The organism is Desulfovibrio sp., from assembly GCF_018379785.1.
In the GTDB taxonomy this organism is placed as follows: Bacteria; Desulfobacterota; Desulfovibrionia; order Desulfovibrionales; family Desulfovibrionaceae; genus Desulfovibrio.
Window position 1 is genome coordinate 1 of the sequence record NZ_JAGZUV010000012.1, and the last position, 23,658, is coordinate 23,658.

A 23,658-nucleotide genomic window follows, 5' to 3' on the forward strand; every position below is an offset into this window, starting at 1 on the left:
AGACGTCCAGCGCGGCCAGCAGCATGCCCTTCTTGCTGCCGAAGCGGGCATACAGACTGGCGGCCTTGGCCCCGGTGCTCTGCACCACGGCGCTGATGGGCGCGTCGTAGCCGAGCTGCCAGAGGCAATCCACCATATCCTGTTTGAGTTTTGCATCGTCGTGCAGCGGTGGTCTTCCCATGGGCATGCTCCTTGAACTTCAAAATATCGCTTGACAAGCATAGCGTTTTTTAGTTTTTTAACAATCGTTAAATAATTAATTCATTTTTTGACTCCGTCCACCTCAAACAAGCGAGTTGCGCCATGAAAAATTTCCGCCCCGCCGCCCTGCTTTCCTTATTTATATTCGCCGCCCTGTTGTTCTCCGGCACCGTCGCCACGGCCCGCGCCGACCTGCCCGCCACGGGACCGCTCAAGGCTCAGGCCGCCCAGGCCCTCATCGACAGCCTGGGCAAGGATCTGGTAGTCATTGACGTGCGCAGCCCCGACGAGTTCGCCCAGGGCCATGTGCCCGGGGCCCGGCTTCTTCCGGTGGAGGAACTGCCCGCGCGACTCGCGGAAGTGCCGACGGACAAGCCCGTGCTTTTCGTCTGCCGCACCGGCCGCCGGGCCGCCTATGCCTATGAAATGGTCCACAAGACCCGGCCCGCACAACAGGCGCTCTGGTACCTGAACGGCTCGCCCGAGTACCGGGCCGACGGCGGCTACGTGTTTCATTAATTACCATACAGCACTCGGGCGGCCCCCGCGCCGTCCGGAGGACATATCATGCAAAACTTCGACGACATCATCATCGGCTTCGGCAAAGGCGGCAAAACCATCGCCGCCGCTCTGGCCGGCAAAGGCCGCCGCGTGGCCATGATTGAAAAATCGGACCGGATGTACGGCGGCACCTGTATCAACATCGCCTGCATTCCCACCAAAACGCTGGTGCACGAGGCCAAGGCGCTCTCCGGCTGCGCGGAGCGCGATTTCGCGCAGAAAGCCGCGGACTATGCCCGCGCCGTGGCCCGCAAGGACGAAGTCACCGGCTTCCTGCGCCAAAAGAACCTGGAGATGCTGACCAGCCGGGGCGTGACCGTGCTCACGGGCCAGGCTTCCTTTGCATCGCCCCATGAGGTGGAAGTGCGCTTTGCCGACGGGCACGCGGAACTCCTGCACGGTGAGGATATTTACATCAATACCGGCGCGTACAGCGTGATTCCGCCCATTGAGGGCCTGGCCGAAAGCGCCAACGTTTACACCAGCACCAGCCTGCTGGACCTGACCCGTCTGCCGCGCCGGCTGGTCATTCTGGGCGCGGGCTATATCGCGCTGGAGATGGCCTCCATGTACGCGAAGTTCGGTTCCAGCGTGACCATGCTGGAATATTCCCGGCGTTTCCTGCCGCGCGAGGACGCGGACATGGCCCAGAGCGTGCGCGCGGCCCTGGAAGCTCAGGGCGTGAGCATTCACCTGGGAGTCAGCGCCCGGTCGGTGCGCGACATTGCCGAAGACGGCGCGACCCGCACGGAACTGCGTTGCCGCGTCGCCGGGCCGGACGGCGCGGAGGAAGAGCGGGTGTTCACGGCCGACGCCGTGCTGCTGGCGACCGGGCGGCGGCCTCTGACCGAAGGGCTGAACCTGGAGGCCGCGGGCGTCCGCCTGGACGAACACGGGGCCATTGCCGTGGACGGCCGGCTGCGGACCTCCCAGCCGCATATCCGGGCTCTGGGCGACGTCAAGGGCGGCCTGCAGTTCACCTATATTTCCCTGGACGACTTCCGCATTGTGCGGGACGCGCTCTGGGGCGAGGGCAAACGCGACACCGGCAACCGGGGGCCAGTGGCCTACGCCGTGTTCATGGACCCGCCCCTGGCCCGCGTGGGCCTCAGCGAAGAGGAAGCCCGCGCCCAGGGACTGAACGTCACGATTGCCAAACTGCCCGCCGCGGCCATTCCGCGCGCCCGCCTGCTCGGCGAGACCAGCGGCCTGCTCAAGGCCGTGGCGGACGCGGACAGCGGAGCGATTCTCGGTTGCGCCCTGCACTGCGCGGACGCCGGGGAAATGATCAATACCGTCACCGCCGCCATGCGCGCCGGTCAGAACTCCGCCTTTCTGCGCGACATGATCTATACGCATCCGTCCATGACCGAAGCGCTTAATGATCTCTTCGGCCAGATCAGCTGACGCCTGTTGCCGGGCAGGGGCCTGAAGATCCCGGTTCAAAAACAAGCACAGGGCGAAATTCCTCCGCGAATACAGCGGCCTCAAGAAATGCGTCATGCCGATGCGCCTCCCTCCCGTCGCCGGAAATCCGATCAGGATTTCCGGCGGCCTTTGTTTCGCGCGGCCCGGAGCACAGGAAAGATAAAAAAATATTTCACAATGCAAGCCCATTTTAACTGTTCAATCAAACAATTTTATGCTATGGCTGCTGGCAACGCGTGAACACGAAGGACGGATTTCCCGGATATGCGGCGGCTACGCCAAGCCCCGTAATAGTTCTGATGGACGGGCAGACGCGGATCGGATAAACTGTTTCATCCCGGATTGACGGCGGCTTTCCCGGTTTTTTTATGGACGGGAGCGGGCCTCCGGCACTGTCGGCGGGACGGTTCAAGCGCCCGCGCGGCATCTTTTCCGGCTTCACCACTATTGCGCCATACCGGGCGGTTACCGACGGCCCGGAGCTGACTGAAAAAACATTGCGCGCCCACACGGCGCCAAGGAGGAACAGATGGCTAAAATGAAAACCATGGACGGCAATAACGCCACAACACATATTGCCTACGCCCTGTCGGAGACGGCGGCCATTTACCCCATCACGCCTTCTTCGGTCATGGGCGAGGTCATGGATGAAATGGCCTCCCGCGGCAGGAAGAACGTGCTGGGCCAGACGGTCATCGTGCGTGAAATGCAGTCCGAAGCGGGCGCGGCGGGCGTTGTGCACGGCATGCTGGCCGGTGGTTCGCTGACCTCCACCTACACGGCCTCGCAGGGCCTGCTGCTGATGATCCCCAACATGTACAAGATCTCGGGCGAACTGCTGCCCGGCGTCTTCCATGTGGCGGCACGCGCCCTGGCCTCCCACGCCCTGTCCATCTTCGGCGACCATCAGGACGTCATGGCCGCCCGCCAGACCGGCTTCGCCTTCCTCTGCGCCTCCTCGGTGCAGGAGTGCATGGACATGGCCCTGGTGGCCCATCTTTCGGCCATCGACGCCAGCCTGCCTTTCTGCCACTTCTTCGACGGCTTCCGCACCTCCCATGAAGTGCAGAAGATCGAAGTCATCGACTACGAAGACATCAAGGACCTGGTGAACTGGGACAAGGTGGCCGAATTCCGCGCCTCCGCCATGAATCCCGAACACCCGCACGTGCGCGGCACCGCCCAGAATCCTGACATTTACTTCCAGAACCGCGAGGCCGCCAACCTCTATTACGATGCCGTGCCCGGCATTGTGGTGGAGAACATGAAGAAGGTGGAGTCCATCACGGGCCGCAAGTACCACCTCTTCGACTACGTGGGCCATCCGGAAGCCGACCGCGTGATCATCAGCATGGGCTCGTCCTGTGAGGTCATTGAAGAGACGGTCAACTACCTGAACAAACAGGGCCAGCGCACGGGCCTTGTGAAAGTGCGCCTCTACCGTCCCTTCTCGGCCGAGCATCTGCTGCGCGCCATCCCGGCCAGCGTGACCTGCCTTTCCGTGCTGGACCGCACCAAGGAATGCGGCGCCCTGGGCGAGCCCCTCTACCAGGATGTCTGCACCGCCTTCCTCGAAAAGGGCGAAGCGCCCACCATCGTGGGCGGCCGCTACGGTCTGGGCTCCAAGGATTTCACGCCGGGCATGGCCAAGGCCGTGTTCGACAACATGCTGGGCCTCCAGCCCAAAAACCACTTCACCGTGGGCATCAATGACGACGTGACCCACCTTTCCCTGGATGTGGAAGAGGAAATCGACACCGTGCCCGAAGGCACCGTGCAGTGCAAGTTCTTCGGCCTCGGCGCGGACGGCACCGTGGGCGCCAACAAGCAGGCCGTCAAGATCATCGGCGACAACACCGACATGTACGCCCAGGCCTACTTCGCCTACGACTCCAAGAAGTCCGGCGGCTTCACCGTGTCGCACCTGCGTTTCGGCAAGCAGCCCATCACCTCCTCCTACCTGATCACCCAGGCCGACTACATCGCCTGTCACAAGGCCGCCTATGTGACCATGTACGACATCCTGGAAGGCATCAAGGAAGGCGGCACCTTCGTGCTCAACTCCAACTGGTCCCTGGCCGACATGGAGCAGCATCTGCCCGCCTCCATGAAGCGCATCATCGCCCGCAAGAAGCTGAAGTTCTACAATATCGACGCCGTGAAAGTGGCTCAGGAAGTGGGCCTCGGCGGCCGCATCAACATGATCATGCAGACGGCCTTCTTCAAACTTGCCAAGGTCATCGACTTCGGCAGGGCCGTGGAGCTGCTCAAGGAATCCATCAAGAAGACTTACGGCCTCAAGGGCGACAAGATCGTGAACATGAACATCGCGGCCGTTGAAAAGGCCAGCGACGCCCTGGAAGAAGTCAAGTATCCCGCTTCCTGGGCCGACACCACCGAAGGCGCTGTGGTCTGCCACTGCTGCGACGACGATTACATCCGCGAAATCGTGCGGCCCATCCTGGCCCAGCAGGGCGACAAGCTGCCCGTGTCCGCCATGGATCCCGCCGGTTTCGTGCCCCTGGGCACCGCCGCCTGCGAAAAACGCGGCGTGGCCATCAACATCCCCGAATGGCAGGTGGCCAACTGCATCCAGTGCTGCCAGTGCTCCTTCGTCTGCCCGCACGCCGCCATCCGGCCCGTGCTGGCCACCGAAGCGGAACTGGAGGGCGCGCCCGCCGGCTTTGAAACCAAGGACGCCATGGGCAAGGAACTCAAGGGCCTCAAGTTCCGCATCCAGGTCTATCCCGAGGACTGCCTGGGCTGCGGTTCCTGCGCCGACATCTGCCCGGCCAAGGAAAAGGCCCTGGTCATGAAGCCCCTGGAAGGCCAGCTGGACGCCCAGAAGGCCAACCTGGAATTCGCCGAGGAGCACATCAGCCTCAAGGACAACCTGCTGCCGCGCGACACCATCAAGGGCTCGCAGCTCCAGCAGCCGCTCCAGGAATTCTCCGGCGCCTGCGCCGGTTGCGGCGAAACTCCCTACGTCAAGGTGCTCACCCAGCTCTTCGGCGAACGCATGCTCGTCGCCAACGCCACGGGCTGCTCGTCCATCTGGGGCGCCTCCTCGCCCACCACGCCTTACTGCACCAACAAGGACGGCTTCGGCCCGACCTGGGGCAACTCCCTGTTCGAAGACGCCGCCGAATACGGCTGCGGCATAGGCCTGGCCTATGTGCAGCGCCGCAACCGCCTGGCTATGCTGGTGGAAGAGGCCCTGAAGGAAGAAAACGTGCCCGCCGAGCTCAAGAGCGCCCTGCAGGGCTGGCTGGACAACAAGGAAGATCCCGAAGGCTCCCGCAAGTACGGCGAGATGATCCTCGCCAACCTGGACGGTTTCGACAGCCCGCTGGCCCACGAGCTCTGGGATATGGACGACCTCTACACCAAAAAGAGCGTCTGGGTCTTCGGCGGCGACGGCTGGGGCTATGACATCGGCTACGGCGGCCTGGACCACGTGCTGGCCTCCGGCGACGACATCAATGTGCTGCTCATGGACACCGAAGTGTACTCCAACACCGGCGGTCAGTCCTCCAAATCCACGCCGCTGGGCGCGGTGGCGCAGTTCGCCGCGGGCGGCAAGCGCACCGGCAAAAAGGAACTGGGTCGCATGGCCATGACCTACGGCTACGTCTATGTGGCTTCCGTGGCCATGGGCGCGGACAAGCAGCAGGTGCTCAAGGCCTTCCGCGAAGCCGAAGCCTACAAGGGCCCCTCGCTGATCATCGCCTACGCGCCCTGCATCAACCAGGGCCTGCGCAAGGGCATGGGCAAGAGCATGGAGGAAGCCAAGATGGCCGTGCAGACCGGCTACTGGCCGCTGTACCGCTACAACCCCGAGCTGGCCAAGGAAAAGAAGAACCCCTTCCAGCTTGACAGCAAGGCCCCCAGCGCCAACCTGCACGAATTCCTGGAAGGTGAAACCCGCTACGCTTCCCTGGACAAGATTGATCCCGAAATCTCCAAGAAGCTGAAGAGCGAACTGGCCGAAGCCTATGCCGAGCGCTACGCGCTGCTCAAGCAACTGGCGGATCTGCCCTATCCCGAAGTGGAAACGACGAAGTAAGCACGCAAACAGAACCCGCCGCGCGTCCGGGGCCAGCCCACTGGACGCGCGGACGCGATGACGGCATATGAGACAGACAGGGCGCGGCGGACAAGCCGCGCCCCTTTTCACTTCACGGGGTCCGGTACGGACGGCGGCGAAGAGGGGCGTTCCGCCCCGCCGTCGGCGCGGAACGCCGGGCAAGGAGTTCCTATGAAGCACAACGCACTTTATGTCACGGCCACGGGCCCCCTGACGGGCAAAAGCGCCATCGCCCTGGGCACCATGCAGATGCTCAGCCGCCACATGCGCAACGTGGCCTTCTTCCGGCCCATCATCAACGAGCCGCAGCTGGATGACCGCGACCCGGACATCAACCTCATGCTCGAGCACTTCAAGATCAACATGGAGTACGCGGACACCTTCGCCTACACCCATGCCGAAGCGCGGGAAATCATCAACCAGGGCTCGCGCAACATCCTGCTGGAAAACATCATCCAGAAGTTCAAAAAAATCCTCATGGAGCACGACTTCGTGCTCTGCGTGGGCACGGATTTTCTGGGCAAGGATCCGGTGTTTGAATTCGAGCTCAACGCCGAAATCGCGGCCAACCTGGGCTGCCCGGTCATGCTGGTGACCAGCGGCGACAACGCCACGGCCGAAGACATCCGCCAGTCCCTGCAGATGACCATGGACAGCCTGGATCCCTATGCGCTGGACGTGGTGGCGACCATCATCAACCGGAGCCATCTTTCCCAGACCGACCTGGACGAGCTGCGCGCCCAGTTCGGCCAGGACGGGCAGCCGGCCCTGATCTACGCCGTGCCCAACGACCCGACCATCGGCCGGGCCACCATGGGCGACGTGAAAAAGGGCCTCAACGCCGAAGTGCTCTTCGGCGAGAACCGCATGGACACCCTGGTGGGCGACTACCTGGTGGCGGCCATGCATGTGGACAATTTTCTCCGCTACATCGCCAAGGATCAGCTGATCATCTCGCCCGGCGACCGCACGGACATCCTGCTGGCGGCCATCGCCTCGCGCCTGTCCTCGGCCAAGCCGGACATCGCGGGCGTGCTGCTCACCGGCGGCCTGCGCCCGCCGGAGGAAGTCTGCAAACTCATTGAAGGCTGGACCGGCGCGCCCCTGCCCATCCTGCTCACCGAGTTTCACACCTACCGGACCATCACGGCCCTGCAGGAAGTCTACGGCCTCATCGAACCCGGCGACATGCGCAAGATCAACACTGTGCTGGGCCTCTACGAGCACCATGTCAACGGCAAGGAAATCGCCAACCGCCTGGTCTGCAAGCGCAGCGGCCGCATGACGCCCATGATGTTCGAATTCGAACTCATCGAGCGGGCCAAAAACGACAAAATGCGCATCGTCCTGGCCGAAGGCGAGGAGGAACGCATCCTGCGCGCCACGGACATTCTGCTGCGCCGCGAAGTGGCGGACATCACCCTGCTGGGCAACGTGGACGTCATCCGCCAGAAGGCCAGCGAACTGGGTCTGGACATTGCCGGGGCCACGCTTATCGACCCGGTAAAATCGCCCAAATTCGACGACTACGCCCAGACCTACTACGAATTGCGCAAGGCCAAGGGCATTACCCTGGAGCACGCCCGCGACGTCATAAGCGACGCCACCTACTTCGCCACCATGATGGTCAAGAAGGACGACGCCGACGGCATGGTTTCCGGCTCGGTGAACACCACGGCCCACACCATTCGCCCGGCCTTTGAGTTCATCAAGACCAAGCCCGGCTATTCCGTGGTTTCCTCGGTCTTTCTGATGTGCCTCAAAGACCGCGTGCTGGCCTTCGGCGACTGCGCGGTGAACCCCAATCCCACGGCCCAGCAGCTGGCGGAAATCGCCGTGGCCTCGGCCCATACGGCCAAGGTCTTCGGCATTGAGCCGCGCGTGGCCATGCTCTCCTACTCCACCGGCACGTCCGGCAAGGGCGCGGACGTGGACGTGGTGGTGGAAGCCACCAGGATCGCCAAGGAAATGGCCCCGAATCTGGCCCTGGAAGGCCCCCTGCAGTACGACGCGGCCATTGATCCCACGGTGGCGAAGACCAAGATGCCCGACAGCAAGGTGGCGGGCAAGGCCACGGTCTTCATCTTCCCGGATCTGAACACCGGCAACAATACCTACAAGGCCGTGCAGCGCGCCGCCCAGGCCGTGGCCATCGGCCCGGTGCTCCAGGGCCTGAACAAGCCGGTCAACGACCTGTCGCGCGGCTGCACCGTGCCCGACATCGTCAACACGGTGGCGATCACCGCCGTGCAGGCCGCCGCGGAAAAGAGCGGCAAGGATTAGAGGCTGTCGTCACGAGCGTTTCAACTTTGAAATGCTCTGAAGGCATGCAACCAACGGGCGAGAGCGCCCCGACGCTCCCGCCTTTGACATTTTCCCTCAACCCCCAGGCAGGAAAAAGGACGGCATATGAAAGTTCTGGTGATCAACGCGGGTTCCTCGTCGTGCAAATATCAGCTTCTGGAAATGGACACGCAACGCGTGCTCTGCTCCGGTCTTGCCGAGCGCATCGGCCAGGACGGCGGCCGCCTGACCCACAAAATCGCGCCCGACACGGACAAGGAAAACAAGATCGTCCGCGAGTCGGCCTTCCCCACCCATGTGGAAGCCATGGAACTGGTCATCGCCCTGCTGACCGACCCCGAGTTCGGCGTGATCAAGGACAAGGGCGAAATTTTCGCCATCGGGCACCGCGTGCTGCACGGCGGCGAAGCCATCACGGACCCGGTGCTGGTGGACCGGCGCGTCAAGGAAATCATCAAGGAATGCATCCTGCTCGGCCCCCTGCACAATCCGGCCAACCTCATGGGCATTGAAGTGGCTGAAAAGCTCTTCCCCGGCGTGCCCAACGTGGCCGTGTTCGATACGGAATTCGGCATGGGCATGCCGCCGGAAGCCTATATGTACGCCCTGCCCTACGAGCTGTATGAGGATCTCAAGATCCGCCGTTACGGCTTCCACGGCACCTCGCACAAGTACATCGCCCGCAAGACGGCGGAATATCTGGGCAAGCCTCTCAACGAGCTGCGCTCCATCACCATGCATTTGGGCAACGGCTCGTCCATGAGCTGCGTCAAGGACGGCAAGTGCTTTGACACCAGCATGGGCCTGACCCCCCTGGAAGGCCTGATCATGGGCACGCGCTGCGGCAGCATCGACCCGGCCATCGTGCCCTTTGTGATGGAAAAGAGAGGCCTGACCCCGGCCGAGGCCGACACCCTGATGAACAAGAAGTCCGGTCTGCTGGGCCTGTGCGGCTACACGGACATGCGCGACGTGCACTCCCAGGTGGAAAAGGGCAACGAGCGCGCCGCCCTGGCCCTGCAAATGCTGGTGCGCAGCATCAAAAAGACCCTGGGTTCCTATTTCTTCCTGCTGGACGGCAAGGTGGACGCCCTGGTCTTCACCGCGGGCATCGGTGAAAATGACGACATCGTGCGCGCCGCCGTCTGCGATGGTCTGGAAACCTTCGGCATCAAGCTGGACCTCAAGGAAAACGCCATCCGCAAGCCCGGCGCGCGGACCATCTCCCTGCCGGACAGCAAAATTCCGGTGCTGATCATTCCCACCAACGAGGAATTGCAGATCGCCCTGGAGACTCTGAAAGTACTGGGCAAATAAACGCCGCGGTTACTGACGGCAACTGCCAAGGCCGCCCCTCGGGGCGGCCTTTTTTCATATCGGCCCATAACGCAGCGCCATCCGCGCGGCGGGTTCTGGACTTCCGGCCGCACATCGTGCAGAGTATAGTAATTCACTCCTGTTTCTCCTGCCCTTTTGCGGCGAAACAAACAGCCCCTGAACTCCCACATTAACACCGGCCACAGACCTCACAGCTATCGTGCACAAAAATCTCATCGCCACGGCCCTGTTGCTTGCCTCTTTTCTCGCCGCCCTTCTGTTCGTCTCATGGTTCATCAACGACCTGACCGAGCAGTCGGGCTTCAGGGTCTTGCGCCAGGCCACCCTGCAACTGCGCAAGGAAATTCACGACCGCGTCATGGGCGATCAGGACCAGTTGCGGGCCCTCGCGGCCCTGGTCGGCCGCGAGGAAAACCCGGCCTCGCGGGGCATCGAAACCATTCTGGCGGCCTATGAGACGCGCGGCCTGGTCTCCTCGCTGGAAATCCTGCTGCCCGGCGACGAGGTTCTCTTAAAAAACGGCAGTCGCCGGAGCGTGGCTGGCCTCCTCTCTTTTGAAGAAGAACTCCGGAAAGCCCCCTATGTTTCCAATGTGGAGACGGCCCTGGACGGCAGCGGAAAAAAGGTGCTGCGCAACTGCGTGCCCATCCTGCAAAACGGCACGCCCACGGCGCTGCTGATGGGCGTCATCGAACTGGGCAGGCTGCCGGGCCTGTTCGAGTCCCGGGCCTTCGGCACGGTCTGCCAGATTTATATCATGGCGGGCGACAGCGGCGACTTCATTCTGGACACCTGGCATAAAACGCCGGGCAACAGCAATGCGCTGGGCGGGCGGCAGGCCAAAGCCGGTTATGACTGGGCGCGGATGCGAAAGGATCTGGCGGAAGGGCGGCCCGGCAACATCGTCTTTCTGTCCAGAACCGTGGGGGAATATTTTTATCTGCACTATGAGCCGCTGGGCATCAATACCTGGAGCGTCATGCTGTCCATCCCGGAAAGCGTGCTGTTCCAGGACGCCAAAAGGATCAAGACGGCCCTTATCCTGCTGATCTCCGGCGTGCTCGCGGCCTGCGGGGCCTTTTTCGGCTGGGCGGTGTTCAACGCCCGGCGGGAAACCAAGGAAAAGGAAGCCCAGCTCCATCTGACCCGGCAGGCCCTCGATATGGAAAAGACACTGTCCTCGGCGCACAGAAATCCCGATCATATCCGGAAAGGCCTGTCCACCGTGGCCGACATGCTGACGGCGGAAAGCACCTGCTTTCTGATTTTCAAGAACGGCCAGGCCGATCAGTCCTGGAACTTCCGGAAAGACGCCCTGAACGAACAGAATCGCATGCCATTGCACGCGGCGATGGAATTGCCCGCCTTGCGCGCCCTGCTCGCGGAGCAAAAAAACCTTTTACTGGACCCTGTCGGCACGGCGCGGAAACTGCCGCCGCATGAAAGCGAGGAACTGCGCCGTATGGGTCTGCACAACCTCATGCTGGCGCTCGTGGAGGAACCGAAAGGCGCGCTGACCGGCGTGCTGGCCGCCGCGAACATGCGGCGGCGCTGGAAAGACACCGAACGGCTGCAAATCGCCACCCTGAGTTTTGCCACGGCCCTCAGCAATATCGACACCCATCTCGCCATCAAAAAAATGAGCGAATTCGACGCCCTGACCGGATTGCTGAACAGAAACTGCTTTGAGAACTCCCTGCCGGAATATCAGACGCGCGGCTTTCAGTCCCTGGGCTGCGTCTATGTTGACGCCAACGGCCTGCATGAGCTGAACAACACGCACGGCCATGAGGCCGGGGACCGCATGCTGCAGGGCATCGCTTCCGTGCTGTGCGCGGAATTCGGCCGGGACAACGCCTACCGCATCGGCGGCGATGAGTTTGTGGCCTTTGTCATCGACGCGGATAGAGAAACGCTTCCGCGCAAAGTCCGGGCCGTGGAAAAGGCCGCGAAGGGAAAACAGTACCATTGCGCCATGGGCACGGCCTGGAGCCCCGCCCCCTTCTCCGCCTACGGACTGATCAAAACGGCGGAGCGCAATATGTATGCTTCCAAGCGGCAGTATTACTCCGGCAAGGCGGACCGGCGCAAAGCCAGAATCTGAGGCCCGGCGCGTCCTGAGGAACGCGGACGCCCCAGTGGCGGAGCTTCCCGCCGGGCTTTGGCCAGAGCGCGGCGCTACAGCCAGGCCGACGCGCCCGCCGCCAGGCAGGGCAACCAGACCCAGCGCCACTCCGAGATCAGCACCTCCAGCCCCTGCCTGCCGAAAAAGGCGTGCAAATTGAGAGGTGAAACCAGGATGGGCCGCCAGTCCAGGAAATGCCGGGCCTTGTCCAAAGGCCACAGTGCGGCCACGCCCAGCCCGCCGTTGGTCATGGCATCCAGCAGAATGTGGCTGGCCACGGCCGCCAAGCCCACGCCGAAGGCCGCCGGACGGGAACAGCGCAGCCAGGGGGCCAGGGCAGCGCCGAACAGCCCCATGAACAGCGCAAAAAGCAGAGAGTGAGAAAAACCCCTGTGCCCCAGCAGGTCCGCGTAACGGATGCCCAGCTTGAAGCCGATCACGTCCAGGTCCGGAAGAACGGCCAGAACACGCCGAAAAGCAGCAGGCGCGCGGGAACGACGCGGGAGCCCAGGGCCGCCGCCAAGGCCAGTACGGGCGCGGGATGGGAAAACACGGTGGGCATGGAACCTCCTCCGGCGCGTGAGACGCGCCTGCTGTCCGGCGGCCGGGACGCTTCCAGCCGACGGCGGAAATATCGACCCGCGCACGCCACGCGTCATTCCCGGCAAAACAGCACGCCCGGCCCGATCTGTCAAATTTCCCTGGAACGCGAAATTTTCTTGCACCCGACGGCGACACGGCATATCTAAACATTGTCTAACAATTCCACAGTTCCCCGTCCCTCCGGGCGAAAACCACAGGTTTGCCATGTCACCCAGTTCCCGCCTCCTGCCGTTCCGGCCCACGGCCCATCTGCTGTTTTTCTTTCTCCTTTTCGCCCTGGCGGCTCCCCAGATAGGGCCGGGCCGGGCCGTTGCGGCCCCGGCCGTGCCTCCCCACGGTTTTGTAGGCGTCTGTTCGGCCATTCTGTATGATCTGGACAACGACGCCATCCTCTTCGAACAGAACGCCGATGAGCACATCCCTCCGGCCTCGCTGACCAAGGTGCTTTCCATGTTTCTGGCTCTGGACCACATCAGCGCCGGGCATGCCGCCTTTGACAGCGTCGTGCCCGTCAGCCGCGCGGCCGCGCGCACCGGCGGCTCGCGCATGGGGCTCAGAAACCGGGAGCGGGTGCCCCTGGAAGAGCTGCTCATGGGCATGGCCGTGTCCTCCGGCAACGACGCCAGTATGGCCGTGGCCGAATTTGTAGGGGGTTCGGCCACGGCCTTTGTGAACATGATGAACGTCAAAGCCCGCGTGCTGGGCATGCGCGACAGCCGGTTCCGCAATCCGCACGGCCTGCCCGCCCAGGGGCAGTACACCACGGCCCGCGACATGCTTACCCTGGCCCGCGCCTATCTGCGTGCCTATCCCTGGGCGCTCAAATTCCACAACACCCATGTGCTCAATCACCAGGGCCGGGTCACCTGGAACAAAAATCCCCTGCTCGGCCAGTACCCCGGCGCGGACGGCCTGAAAACGGGCTGGGTCAACGCTTCGGGTTACAATCTGATTTTTACGGCCAGCCGGGGAGACAAGCGCCTGCTGGCCGTGATTCTGGGCGCGCCCGACGTGCGCATGCGCGGCACCGAGGCCTGCCGCCTGCTGGACGCTGGTTTTCAGGTCTGCGGCAACCAGGCCGTGTCCGTGGCCGCCGCCCTGACCCAGATGCCCCAGGAAAACTATCGCCTGGATCTCCGCAAAACCGCCCATGAAGCGGGCCGACAGTACGCCCAGGCCCAGCCGGAAGTTCACAGACAGGCCAAGCACGGCTCCCGGACCAAATACGCCAAGAGCAAAAATCACAAGAACCGCAAGGCCGTCAAACAACGCGCCTCCCGCCCGCAGCATTCCCGCCAGGCCGCCCGGAATTCACGGCCCCGCGCCAGCTGACGGCTTACCGGCCTCCGCTCTTGGAGCGTTTTGATGCGGATTCTTCGTGGGAATCCGCACCGGGAAATTATCGCAATATACTCTAAAGAAAAAGCCGTCCGCACTCTCGGACGACTTTTCTTTGCGTTTACGCCCCCTGGCTCCGGCGGCGTTATTTTTCATGCAAAAACAGACGCAACCCGGCATAGCCCACAACGTGCTCCGTATCGCCCGAGGCCGCGGCCGAGGTGTCGTGCGCCGCGAGTTCCGCCCGCGCCCGGCCCAACTGCCGGGCGGCAAAAAGCGCCAGGGCCAACGGTCCGGCCCCGCACATGCTGATTCGTTCGCGCGCCACCACAGCCAGCAGGCCTTCGGGATCACAGGCCAGAGCCCGCTCCAGGGCCAGAGCGTCCTTTTCCACTGTGCGGCGCTCGCCTTCATAGTGATTCATATCCGAACTGACGATGACGCCCACTTCCTGTCCCTTGGCCCGGCAGTCGGCCAGCACATCGGCCAGGGCCCGCCCGGCCGCGCGCAGGGCCTCCGGCTGCTGCGTGCCCACGCAGACGGGCGTTATGCGCAAGGGCCTTTCCTCGCCCGCCGCCACCTGCAGAAAAGGCAGCACGACTTCAACGGCGTGCTCCCCCAGATGGGAAAGCGTGTCCGCCGCGAAGCCCCCATTGCCGTCGCCCCTTTCGATGAGGGCGGCGGACAGGTCCGCATCCACGGGCAGCGGGGCCAGGGGCGTGAGCCATGCGCCCTCGGGCCAGACGCCCAGGGTCTGGCCCCGCCCGGTGTGGTTGGGGCAAAGCACGATCAAGGTGCGCGGCAGCTCCACGCCCGCCAGGGTTGCGCCCAGCACCCGCCCGCAATAGACGTAGCCCGCATGGGGCAACATCAGGCCCCAGGGGCGGAATGCGGCGTCAATTTTCGCCGGTGCTGACGCGTCCTGAACCCCGGCCCTCCGGATGGCGGCCCCCGCATCAAGGCAGGCCCGCACTTCCCGGGTCAGGGCGTCGGGCGCGGCGGGGTAAAAACGCCCGGCGGCCACGGGCTTGCGAATCAACATGGCCGATCCCTCCTGGTGAGATGCATCGCCTGGCGCGACACCAGACTCAGCCCTCATTAAAGCGCCTGCTGCAAAGCCGCCTCCTTCCGTGCAACTGCGTTGCAAAAAAGAAATTGACCTCGCGGCATGTTCAATACAGCTTCGTCCTATTTCTCCTTTGCGCCTTACTGCCCGAAAAAATTCAGCTTTTCGCGGACGGCGTTTTAATGTGGGCTGAGTCTAGGCCAGTCCGCCCAACAACATATAATGCGTCTCCATATACTCCAGCAGGCCCTCGCTGCTGCCCTCGCGGCCCAGGCCGCTGTATTTCACGCCGCCGAAAGGCGTCTCGGCCGCGGCCAGGGTCGCGTCGTTGACGCCCACCATGCCGTATTGCAGAGCGCCGAACAGCCGCCAGGTCCGGGCCAGATCCCGCGTGCAGACATAGGAAGCCAGGCCGTAGCTGGTGTCATTGGCCAGGGCCACGGCCTCTTCTTCCACGGCAAAAGGCATGACGGCGGCCACGGGCCCGAAGATTTCGCCCTGGAAAACCCGCATGTCCGGCCTCAGGCCCGTGAGCAGGGTGGGCTCGTAAAAATTGCCGCCCAGCGCGTGCCTGTGCCCGCCGACCAGCAGACGCGCGCCCTTGGCCTCAGCGTCGCGGACCATGGCGTCCACCCGTTCCACGGCGCGGACGTTGATCAGCGGGCCCGTGTCCGTGGCCGGGTCAAGGCCGTTGCCCACGCGCAGGGCCTTGACCCGTGCGGCGAGCCCGTCCACGAAACGGTCATGGATGCCGCTCTGGACCAGAAAACGGTTGGCGCAGATGCAGGTCTGCCCGGCGTTGCGGAATTTGCTGCCCATAGCCAGATCAAGGGCCTTGTCCAAGTCCGCGTCGTCAAAGACCATAAAGGGCGCGTTGCCGCCCAGTTCCAGGGACATGCGCTTGAGCGTGGGCGCGCAGTCGGCGGCCAGTTGTCTGCCCACTTCCGTGGAGCCGGTGAAGCTGACTTTGCGCACTATGGGATTGGCCGCGATTTCGCCGCCGATGGCCGCCGCGTCGCCGGTCAGCACATTGATGACCCCGGCGGGAATGCCCACGCGCGTGCCCAGTTCGGCCAGGGCCAGAGCGCTGTAAGGCGTGCGGCCCGCGGGCTTGACCACGATGGTGCACCCGGCGGCCAGGGCCGGAGCCGCCTTGCGCGGCAGCATGGAGAAGGGGAAATTCCAGGGGGTGATGGCCGCAGCCACGCCCACGGGCGCATGCCGGGTGAGGGCCTGGGTGCCGGGACGGAACGACGGGGTGACGTCGCCGCAGACGCGGCGGCATTCCTCGGCGAACCAGGGGAAATAGGACGCGCCCTGGAGAATCTCGCCTCTGGCCTCGGCCAGGGGCTTGCCTTCTTCCAGAGTCAGGATTTTGGCCAGATCCTCCAGATTGTCCTTGACGGCCTGTTCCCAGGCCCGCAGATACGCGCCGCGCTGCAAAGGGGTCAGCGCGCTCCAGACCGGAAAGGCGGCTGAGGCCGCCGCGACGGCCCGGCGGGTTTCGGCCGCGCCGCATTTGGGCACCGTGCCCAACTGTTCCTCATTGGCCGGATTGGTCACGGCCAGCACGCTGTTGTCGTCCGCGTCGCACCATTGGCCGTTGATCAGGCATTGCCGACGGAACAGGCTCTTGTCGCTCAGTATATCAAGCATGGACATGGGGAAACCTCACGCAATTCAGGTTAGGGAACTTCACCCGGGAATGCTCCAACGCCGCGACGCGGCGTGGATTCAGCAGGGAAACGTATTTCCCGGCTGAATGAACAGTTGAAGAAGCGCGGCCCTTTAAGGGCAATCCGCCCCGGATGCGATCAGAACAGCCGCTGTCCGCCGAGCCAGTGGTGCTTGACGCGCCCGTGCAGGCTCCGGCCCAGAAAGGGCGTGTTGCGGCTTTTGGAATACATGGTCTCCGGGCCGGGCGTCCAGACCTCATCCGGGTCCAGAAGAAAGAAATCCGCCGGGTCGCCGGGCGCGAAGCCGTTCCAGGGCAGGCGGAAGATTTCCGCCGGGCGGCGGCACCAAAGGCGCTGCAGATCGGCCTCGGCCAGCACCCCCTCGCGCACCAGGGCCCAGGTCAGGCTCACGGCCAGGTCCAGGCCGGTGAGCCCGCAGGGGGCTTCGTCCAGGGTGCCTTCCTTTTCATGGGCCGCGTGCGGGGCATGGTCCGTGACCAGAATGTCGATGGTCCCGTCCTTCACGGCCCGGCGCAGGGCCTCGCGGTCCTCGGGGCGGCGCAGCGGCGGGCTGACCTTGGCGGCCGTGTTGTAGCCCTCCAGCGCGCTCTCGTCCAAAAGAAGATAGTGCGGGCAGGTTTCGGCGCTGACCTGAACGCCGCGCGCCTTGCCCCAGGCGATGACGTCCACGCTCAGGCTGGAGGAGACATGGGCGATGTGCACGGGCAGATGCAGATATTCGGCCAGCATGACGTCGCGCGCGATCTGAACGGCCTCGCCCACGTCCGGCTGGCCCTTGACGCCCAGAAGGCCGCTCACGGCCCCCTCGTTCATCAGCCAGCCCTTGCCCAGGCGGGCGTCCTCGCAGTGGTCGATGAAAATCAGGTCCAGATCCGCCGCGTATTCCATGATCCGGCGCAGCAGTTCCGCATTTTCCACCGGGCGGCCGTCATTGGACACGGCCACGCATCCGGCCTGTTTCAGTTCCGCCAGCGGGGCCATTTCCTCGCCCTTGAGGCCCACGCTGGCCGCCGCAATGGGATGCAGGCGCGGCCCGTGCGGATGGCTCTCGCGGGCGCGCTCCAGCATGAAACGGGTCACGGCCGCCGTGTCGTTGACCGGCTTGGTGTTGGCCATGCACATGACCGCGCCGAAACCGCCGTGGGCCGCCGCTTCCAGGCCGGAGGCGATGTCTTCCTTGTACTCGAAACCCGGTTCGCGCAGATGGACATGGGCGTCGATGAAGCTGGGCATCAGCGTCAGGCCGTGCGCGTCGAAAATTTCGCAGCCCCCGGGCGCGGCGTGATGGCCCGCCGGGGTCATGGTCAGTATCCTGTCCCCGTCCACCAGAAGGTCCACCGGTGCCTCCAGGTGGCGGGCGTTTTTGATGCAGAGCGTCATGCGTTTCCTCCGTCGTTGCGCGTGGCCAGCAGGTAAAGCACGGCCATGCGCGTGGCCACGCCCGCGGCCACCTGATCGAGCACCAGACTGGCGGGCGCGTCGACAATCTCATGGGAAATTTGCAGGCCCCGGTTCAGGGGGCCTGGATGCAGCACCTTGGCCTCGGGCCGTGCCAGCTCCAGCTGGGCCGCGCCCAGGCAGAAGCGCCGCGAATATTCCGCCAGATCGGGCAGCAGGCCCGCCTGCTGGCGCTCCAGTTGCAGGCGCAGGCACATGACCGCGTCCACGTCGCGCACGGCGCGTTTGAGGTCGGAAAAGACCTCCACCGGCCAGGTTTCCACCCCGGCGGGCAGCAGGGTGCGCGGCGCACAGAGCCGGACCTTGACCCCCAGCAGATGCAGCAGACGCACATTGGAGCGGGCCACCCGGCTGTGGGCGATGTCGCCCAGGATCAGCAGGGTGCGCCCGGCAAAGCTGTCGCCCCAGACCTGGCGCAGGCTGAAGCAGTCCAGCAGGGCCTGGGTGGGATGGGCGTGCCAGCCGTCGCCGCCGTTGACGACGCCGCAGGGCAGCAGATCGGCCATGAAGGCCGCCGCGCCGCTGCTGGAATGGCGGATGACGATGACGTCCGGCCCCATGGCCTGGAGGGTCAGGGCCGTGTCCTTGAGGCTTTCGCCCTTGTTCAGGCTGGAGCCGGACTTGGCCAGGGAATAGGTGTCGGCGGACAGGCGCTTGCCCGCCACGTCAAAGGAGGTTTTGGTGCGGGTGCTGTTTTCCACAAAAAAGAGCACCACGGTCTTGCCCTTGAGGGTGGGCACCTTCTTGACCGGGCGCCGGTTGATTTCCTGAAAGCTGGCGGCCAGATCCAGCAGATGGCGGACGTCTTCTCCGCTCAGCTGGGTCACGTCCAGCAGGTCCTTGTGCGGCCAATGATAGCGGTTGTCGGTATTCATGGGCGTAGGGACTGAAAGTTAAAAAAAAAGCCCCGCTGGAACCAACGGGGGACAGATCGGCACGGGGGCGGGCCGCAACGGCGCAAACTCCGGCGTGCGGCCGGGGCGGCGCGACGCATGGGCATCACTCAGCTTCATGGGTGAAAATGTTAGGCGCGCGACGGGCCTTTGTAAAGGAAAAAGTCTGTTGACGCCTCCAAGGGCTTTGTCTAGGTTTGGAACAGTTTTTCACACCCTTGCGCCCACGGCGCGAGGCGCTGGAACGGACGCGCGGCGGGCGCCCATCGGGCGTCCGCCGGACCGGGCCCGACGCCGCCGGAGGAACGGATCAACCCCTTCGTGCCTGCCCGGAACAATGCACGCAATCATTGCCGCGTCCACGGCATCAGCAGCGGGAGGAAGCGTATGCGGGCCATCGGCATCACCGGCTTCAAAAATTCCGGCAAGACCACGCTCACGGGCCTGTTGGCCACGGCCCTGGAGGGCCTGGGCCGCAAGGTCGCTGTCATCAAATGCACCCACCACGGCCTGGACCTGCCGGGCCGCGACACCAGCAAACTCAGCGCGCCGGGCCGCCCCGTGGCCGCCCTGGGCGAGGACGACGCCGCCATTTTCTGGCGCGGCAAAATAGGCTTCATGGATTTGTTCACCCGGCTTCCGGCGGACATCGTGCTGGTGGAGGGCGGCAAGAACCTCACCTTCCTGCCGCGCGTGCTTTGCCTGCGCGACATACTGGAGGCCCCCATGCTCGCGCCGGAGCTGGCCGTGGGCACCTTCGGCCCGGTCAGCCTGCCGCCCCTGCCCGCTTTTGACGAGAATTCCGTGGAAGAACTGGCCCGCGTGGCCGACGCCAAGGCCTTTGTGCTGGGCGGGCTGGACTGCGGCCTGTGCGGCCGGGAGAACTGCGCGGCCCTGACCAGGGACATTCTGGCCGGAGAAGCCTCTCCCAAGGACTGTCTGGCCCTGACGCCGCCCTCCCTCAACCTGAAAGTCAACGGCCGGGAAGTGCCCCTCAACGACTTTACGGCCCGGATGCTGGAGGGGGGCCTGCGCGGCATGCTCGCGCCGCTCAAGGGCATGGCCGCGGGCACGGTGGAAATTGTTTTGAAATAGAACAAAGCAACGTTGAAAAGTTGCTTCACTCCGACGGCTGCGAAAGCGGACGCCCGCGCCTGACGCCGAGCGGGAGCGCGTTCCCGCCGCCGACCGAGGGCTGGGCATAAAGCCCCACGGCGTTGAGCCGCCGGATGTTCGCGGGCAAAGCGAACGCGGTGGATATGTACATCCCGGCCGTCAAAACATGGTCCGGCGGCCGGGACACAACGAGCGCGCTGCCGCGCGGGGCCGCCGCGTGGCAGCAATGGTTTGGTCGAGGTTTTTATATTCTTTCAGGAGACGCTGCATGTTCCTTTCTCTCTTGGTCTATCTCTGCTGTGGCGCGGTGGCCGGTGTTCTGGCCGGACTGCTGGGCGTGGGCGGCGGCATCGTCATCGTGCCCATGCTGGTGGCCATTTTCCCCGGACAGGGCGTGCCGCCCGAGTACGTTCAGCAGATGGCCCTGGGCACTTCGCTGGCCAGCATCATGATCACCTCCATTTCCAGCGCGCGAGCCCATAACGCGCGCGGGGCCGTGCATTGGGACATTTTCCGCAACATCACGCCCGGCATTCTGGTGGGCACCTTCGTGGGCGGCCTGGTGGCCACGCACATGCCCACCATGTTTCTGAAAATCTTCTTCATCTGCTTTCTGTTCGTGGTTTCCGCCCAGATGCTTTCCAACTACCGGCCCCCGGCCAGCCGCGACATGCCCGGCGCGCTGGGCACCGCCGGAGTGGGCGGGGTCATCGGTCTGGTCTCCAGCTTTGTGGGCATCGGCGGCGGCACGCTGTCCGTGCCCTTCATGAGCTTCTGCAACGTGCCCCTGCACCACGCCGTGGGTACCTCGGCGGCCATCGGCTTTCCCATTGCCGTGGCCGGCACCCTGGGCTACATCATCGGCGGCTGGGGCAGGCCCGACCTGCCCGCACTTTCCCTGGGCTTCGTGAATCTCTGGGCCCTGCTCGGCCTGGCCGCCGCCAGCTATCTCACCGCGCCCCTGGGGGCCAAGCTGTCCCATGCCCTGCCCACGGCCAAGCTCAAGCGCGGCTTTGCGGTTTTTCTGATCCTGGTGGCCTTGAAGATGCTCTGGGGCATCCTGTAATAGCAACGCATGAAGCTGTATACCTACAATCAAAAACTGGCCGAATCGGTCTGGTGGAACCTGCTCTGGATGACCCTGGGCTCGCTCCTGATGACCATCTGCATTCAGAGCGTGGCCGCGCCCCATGACTTCCTGGCCGGTGGCGTCATGGGCGTGGCCCTGCTCGTGGCCTACTGGACCGGCACCCTCACGCCCCTGCTCTGGTACATGCTGATCTGCCTGCCCATCTATATCGGGGGCTGGTTCTTCGTGGGGCGGCGCTTCCTGCTCTACACGGCCTACGGCACGCTCTGCACCACGGTGTTCGGCATGTTCATCACCTTCCAGATCCCGCTCTCCACCGAGGTTTACGCCGCCGTGGTAGGCGGCGTGCTGCACGGCGCGGCCGGGGGCATCATGCTGCGCACTCTGGGCAGCGGCGGCGGCACTGACATTGTCGCGGTGCTGCTCAAGGAGCGCTGGAACATCCCCATCGGCCAGTTCAACTTCATCTTCAACGTCCTGCTGTTCCTGACGGGCGCCTTCCGCCTTTCCCTGGACCTCATCGTGGCCTCCATGCTGATGATGTTCATCTCCTCCAATGCCCTGGAATACGTGCTGGGCATGTTCAACCGGCGCAAGCTGGTGATGATCATTTCCGACCACGGCGAGGAGATCAGCGAGGCCATTCTGGTTACCGAGCGTTTCGGCGCGACCATGCTGCGCGGCAAGGGGGCCTATTCCGGCTCGGACCGCGAGATTCTGCTCACCGTCACCAACAACGTGTCGCTCAAGCGCCTGGAAAATCTGGTCTACGCCATTGATTCCCACGCGCTCTTCATTGTGGAAAACACCTTTTACGTTTCCGGCGGCCAGTTCGCCCGCCGGGGCCGCTGACCGAGGCCCGCCGTGCCCGCCTCCGTCCTGGCCATCCGGGCCAGAACCATTGTGCCCCTGACCGGCGAAAGTCCGGCCCGGGGCGCGCGGCTTTTCGCGGCCCTGAAAAAAATCGACAACGCCGTGCTGCTGGTGCGCGACGGCCTGGTGGAAGACGTGCTGCCTTGGAAGAACGCCCGCCTGCCCGCAGGCGCGCGGGTGCGCGACGTGGGGCCGGTCTGCCTGGTCCCGGCCTGCATCAATGCCCATGCCCACATCCAGCTTTCCTATCTGGCCGGGCGCACGCTCTGGGGCAAGGGCTTCACGGCCTGGCTTGCCAGCATGATTCCCCAGCTGGGCGCGTCAACAGCCGCCGAAGTGGCCGCAGCCGCGGAAAGCGCCTGCGAAAGCCTGGCCGCTACCGGAGCCCTGCACGTAGGGGATGTGGCCGGTTCCCTGCGGGGCGGCGTGGCTCTGGTGGACCGGGCCTGCCGCGAGGCCGGAGTGGGGGTGAGCCATTTCTGCGAATGGTTCGGCTTCGGGCCGCCCTTTATCGACGGCGAGCGCCCCTGGCCGCCGCGCTGCCGCGACGAACTGGCGGCGGACCCGGCCCTGGCCGGGCGCTGCGCTCCGGCCGGACATGCCCTGTACTCCACCGCGCCGGAGGTGCTGCGCGCCGCGCGGGACCACTGCGCCCGGCACAACACGGTTTTCAGCTTTCATCTGGCGGAATCGCCGGAAGAAACCCGGCTGCTGACCAGCGGAGACGGCCCCCTGTACGACTGCTACGCGGGCACGGTGCTGCCCGAGGGCTGGCGGCCGCCGGGCATGCGGCCCCTGGCCTACGCGGCCGGCCTCGGCCTGCTGGGACCGGGCGCGCTGGCCGTGCACGGCGCGCAACTGGATGCCCAGGAAGTGGAAGTGCTGGCCGCCGGGGGCACGGCCCTCTGCCTCTGCCCGCGCTCCAACCGCAATCTGGGCGTGGGCGCGCCGCCGGTGCGCGCCCTGATGGAAAGCGGCGGCCTGCTCTGCCTGGGCACGGACGGCCTGACGTCCAATACCGACCTGGACGTGCGCCAGGAGGCCGTCTATCTGCGCGAAAGCCTGGACGTGCCGCCCGAGGCCCTGGTGCGCCTGCTCACGGTCAACGGCGCGGCGGCGCTGGGCCTGGGCGGGTCCGGGGCGGGCCGCCTGACGCCGGGCGCGCCTGCCAATTTCTGCCTGCTGCCCGAGGCCCTGACCTATTAGGCTCAGCCCCCATTAAAAGCGCCTACTCAGAGCCTGGCAGGGTAACCGTCTCATACTTGCACACCACGCGGCGGGATGTACCATTCACACTGTTCGCCCGTCCGGCGATCCGCTGACGCCGCGAACATTTCCCTTGCCGCCGGTCCCAGGCAGGGATAGGATTCTTTCATGGGGATGGAGTCCCCCTTGAACCGCATGCTGTGCTGATGACTCCTGCCTGACAAATGTCGGCGGGAGTCTTTTTTATTTGCCGTGGCGCCCCTCCCTGCCGGAC

18 protein-coding genes and 1 riboswitch are annotated in these 23,658 nt (G+C 64.4%); of the genes, 11 read left to right on the plus strand and 7 right to left on the minus strand.

What is annotated here, in order from left to right; all coding sequences use genetic code 11:
- Positions 1-181, minus strand: a 181-nt coding sequence (locus tag KH208_RS03925; protein ID WP_291434004.1) for a TetR family transcriptional regulator, incomplete at its 3' end; no start/stop codon positions are given.
- A gap of 122 nt (positions 182-303) precedes the next feature.
- Here KH208_RS03925 and KH208_RS03930 point away from each other — a divergent pair.
- From KH208_RS03930 to KH208_RS03955, 6 genes are all read left to right on the plus strand, one after another.
- Positions 304-720, plus strand: a complete 417-nt coding sequence (locus KH208_RS03930; RefSeq protein WP_291434006.1) for a rhodanese-like domain-containing protein — start codon at positions 304-306, stop codon at positions 718-720.
- A 48-nt stretch (positions 721-768) separates the two neighbouring features.
- A complete protein-coding gene (locus KH208_RS03935; RefSeq protein WP_062254621.1) occupies positions 769-2,169 on the plus strand; it encodes an FAD-dependent oxidoreductase in 1,401 nt (466 codons plus the stop codon).
- Between the two features lie 550 nt (positions 2,170-2,719).
- Positions 2,720-6,256, plus strand: a complete 3,537-nt coding sequence (gene nifJ / locus KH208_RS03940; RefSeq protein ID WP_291434008.1) for a pyruvate:ferredoxin (flavodoxin) oxidoreductase — start codon at positions 2,720-2,722, stop codon at positions 6,254-6,256.
- Between the two features lie 192 nt (positions 6,257-6,448).
- A complete protein-coding gene (gene pta / locus KH208_RS03945) occupies positions 6,449-8,560 on the plus strand; it encodes a phosphate acetyltransferase (protein ID WP_291434010.1) in 2,112 nt (703 codons plus the stop codon).
- A gap of 126 nt (positions 8,561-8,686) precedes the next feature.
- Positions 8,687-9,898, plus strand: coding sequence for an acetate kinase (locus KH208_RS03950; protein WP_291434012.1), 1,212 nt, complete (start codon positions 8,687-8,689; stop codon positions 9,896-9,898).
- Positions 9,899-10,118: 220 nt separating this feature from the next.
- On the plus strand, positions 10,119-12,023 hold the full coding sequence (locus KH208_RS03955) for a GGDEF domain-containing protein (RefSeq protein ID WP_291434014.1): 1,905 nt from the start codon (positions 10,119-10,121) through the stop codon (positions 12,021-12,023).
- A gap of 74 nt (positions 12,024-12,097) precedes the next feature.
- On the opposite strand, the gene KH208_RS03960 is transcribed toward KH208_RS03955, so the two are convergent.
- Positions 12,098-12,484, minus strand: coding sequence for a metal-dependent hydrolase (locus KH208_RS03960; protein WP_291434016.1), 387 nt, complete (start codon positions 12,482-12,484; stop codon positions 12,098-12,100).
- Positions 12,481-12,606, minus strand: coding sequence for a hypothetical protein (locus tag KH208_RS03965; RefSeq protein WP_291434018.1), 126 nt, complete (start codon positions 12,604-12,606; stop codon positions 12,481-12,483). The genes KH208_RS03960 and KH208_RS03965 overlap by 4 nt, the downstream gene beginning before the upstream one ends.
- A 245-nt stretch (positions 12,607-12,851) precedes the next feature.
- On the opposite strand from KH208_RS03965, the gene KH208_RS03970 reads away from it, so the two are divergent.
- Complete coding sequence (locus tag KH208_RS03970) at positions 12,852-13,979, plus strand: D-alanyl-D-alanine carboxypeptidase family protein (protein WP_291434020.1); 1,128 nt, start codon at positions 12,852-12,854, stop codon at positions 13,977-13,979.
- A gap of 151 nt (positions 13,980-14,130) precedes the next feature.
- Here the strand turns inward: KH208_RS03970 and amrB are convergent, their stop codons facing one another.
- The 4 genes from amrB to KH208_RS03990 all read right to left on the minus strand — a co-directional run bounded on the left by amrB (position 14,131) and on the right by KH208_RS03990 (position 19,081).
- A complete protein-coding gene (gene amrB, locus KH208_RS03975) occupies positions 14,131-15,027 on the minus strand; it encodes an AmmeMemoRadiSam system protein B (protein WP_291434022.1) in 897 nt (298 codons plus the stop codon).
- A gap of 219 nt (positions 15,028-15,246) precedes the next feature.
- Positions 15,247-16,713 (minus strand): NAD-dependent succinate-semialdehyde dehydrogenase, encoded by a 1,467-nt coding sequence (locus KH208_RS03980; RefSeq protein ID WP_291434024.1) that lies wholly within the window; start codon positions 16,711-16,713, stop codon positions 15,247-15,249.
- A gap of 152 nt (positions 16,714-16,865) precedes the next feature.
- On the minus strand, positions 16,866-18,128 hold the full coding sequence (locus tag KH208_RS03985) for a dihydroorotase (protein ID WP_062254608.1): 1,263 nt from the start codon (positions 18,126-18,128) through the stop codon (positions 16,866-16,868).
- Positions 18,125-19,081, minus strand: a complete 957-nt coding sequence (locus tag KH208_RS03990; RefSeq protein ID WP_291434026.1) for an aspartate carbamoyltransferase catalytic subunit — start codon at positions 19,079-19,081, stop codon at positions 18,125-18,127. Before KH208_RS03990 ends, KH208_RS03985 begins: the two co-directional genes overlap by 4 nt.
- Before the next feature lie 405 nt (positions 19,082-19,486).
- Here KH208_RS03990 and KH208_RS03995 point away from each other — a divergent pair, with 405 nt between their 5' ends.
- From KH208_RS03995 to KH208_RS04010, 4 genes are all read left to right on the plus strand, one after another.
- Positions 19,487-20,194: a molybdopterin-guanine dinucleotide biosynthesis protein MobB gene (locus KH208_RS03995; RefSeq protein WP_062254606.1), complete on the plus strand. Its 708-nt coding sequence runs from the start codon at positions 19,487-19,489 to the stop codon at positions 20,192-20,194.
- Between the two features lie 289 nt (positions 20,195-20,483).
- Complete coding sequence (locus KH208_RS04000) at positions 20,484-21,281, plus strand: sulfite exporter TauE/SafE family protein (protein WP_008682334.1); 798 nt, start codon at positions 20,484-20,486, stop codon at positions 21,279-21,281.
- 9 nt (positions 21,282-21,290) lie between these two features.
- Complete coding sequence (locus KH208_RS04005) at positions 21,291-22,157, plus strand: YitT family protein (RefSeq protein ID WP_008682335.1); 867 nt, start codon at positions 21,291-21,293, stop codon at positions 22,155-22,157.
- Positions 22,158-22,169: 12 nt separating this feature from the next.
- Positions 22,170-23,384, plus strand: a complete 1,215-nt coding sequence (locus KH208_RS04010) for an amidohydrolase family protein (RefSeq protein ID WP_062254604.1) — start codon at positions 22,170-22,172, stop codon at positions 23,382-23,384.
- Positions 23,385-23,545: 161 nt separating this feature from the next.
- A riboswitch (Fluoride riboswitch) is annotated at positions 23,546-23,607 on the plus strand.
- Positions 23,608-23,658: the final 51 nt, after the last annotated feature.

Excerpts from the sequence above, each read along its gene's own strand:
- KH208_RS03985 (WP_062254608.1), bottom strand. The coding sequence starts at position 18,128 with ATGACGCTCTGCATCAAAAACGCCCGCCACCTGGAGGCACCGGTGGAC.
- KH208_RS03970 (WP_291434020.1), top strand. The coding sequence starts at position 12,852 with ATGTCACCCAGTTCCCGCCTCCTGCCGTTCCGGCCCACGGCCCATCTG.
- KH208_RS04005 (WP_008682335.1), top strand. The coding sequence starts at position 21,291 with ATGAAGCTGTATACCTACAATCAAAAACTGGCCGAATCGGTCTGGTGG.
- KH208_RS03980 (WP_291434024.1), bottom strand. The coding sequence starts at position 16,713 with ATGTCCATGCTTGATATACTGAGCGACAAGAGCCTGTTCCGTCGGCAA.
- KH208_RS03950 (WP_291434012.1), top strand. The coding sequence starts at position 8,687 with ATGAAAGTTCTGGTGATCAACGCGGGTTCCTCGTCGTGCAAATATCAG.
- pta (WP_291434010.1), top strand. The coding sequence starts at position 6,449 with ATGAAGCACAACGCACTTTATGTCACGGCCACGGGCCCCCTGACGGGC.
- KH208_RS03995 (WP_062254606.1), top strand. The coding sequence starts at position 19,487 with ATGCGGGCCATCGGCATCACCGGCTTCAAAAATTCCGGCAAGACCACG.
- amrB (WP_291434022.1), bottom strand. The coding sequence starts at position 15,027 with ATGTTGATTCGCAAGCCCGTGGCCGCCGGGCGTTTTTACCCCGCCGCG.
- nifJ (WP_291434008.1), top strand. The coding sequence starts at position 2,720 with ATGGCTAAAATGAAAACCATGGACGGCAATAACGCCACAACACATATT.
- KH208_RS03935 (WP_062254621.1), top strand. The coding sequence starts at position 769 with ATGCAAAACTTCGACGACATCATCATCGGCTTCGGCAAAGGCGGCAAA.
- KH208_RS03990 (WP_291434026.1), bottom strand. The coding sequence starts at position 19,081 with ATGAATACCGACAACCGCTATCATTGGCCGCACAAGGACCTGCTGGAC.
- KH208_RS03930 (WP_291434006.1), top strand. The coding sequence starts at position 304 with ATGAAAAATTTCCGCCCCGCCGCCCTGCTTTCCTTATTTATATTCGCC.
- KH208_RS03965 (WP_291434018.1), bottom strand. The coding sequence starts at position 12,606 with ATGCCCACCGTGTTTTCCCATCCCGCGCCCGTACTGGCCTTGGCGGCG.
- KH208_RS04000 (WP_008682334.1), top strand. The coding sequence starts at position 20,484 with ATGTTCCTTTCTCTCTTGGTCTATCTCTGCTGTGGCGCGGTGGCCGGT.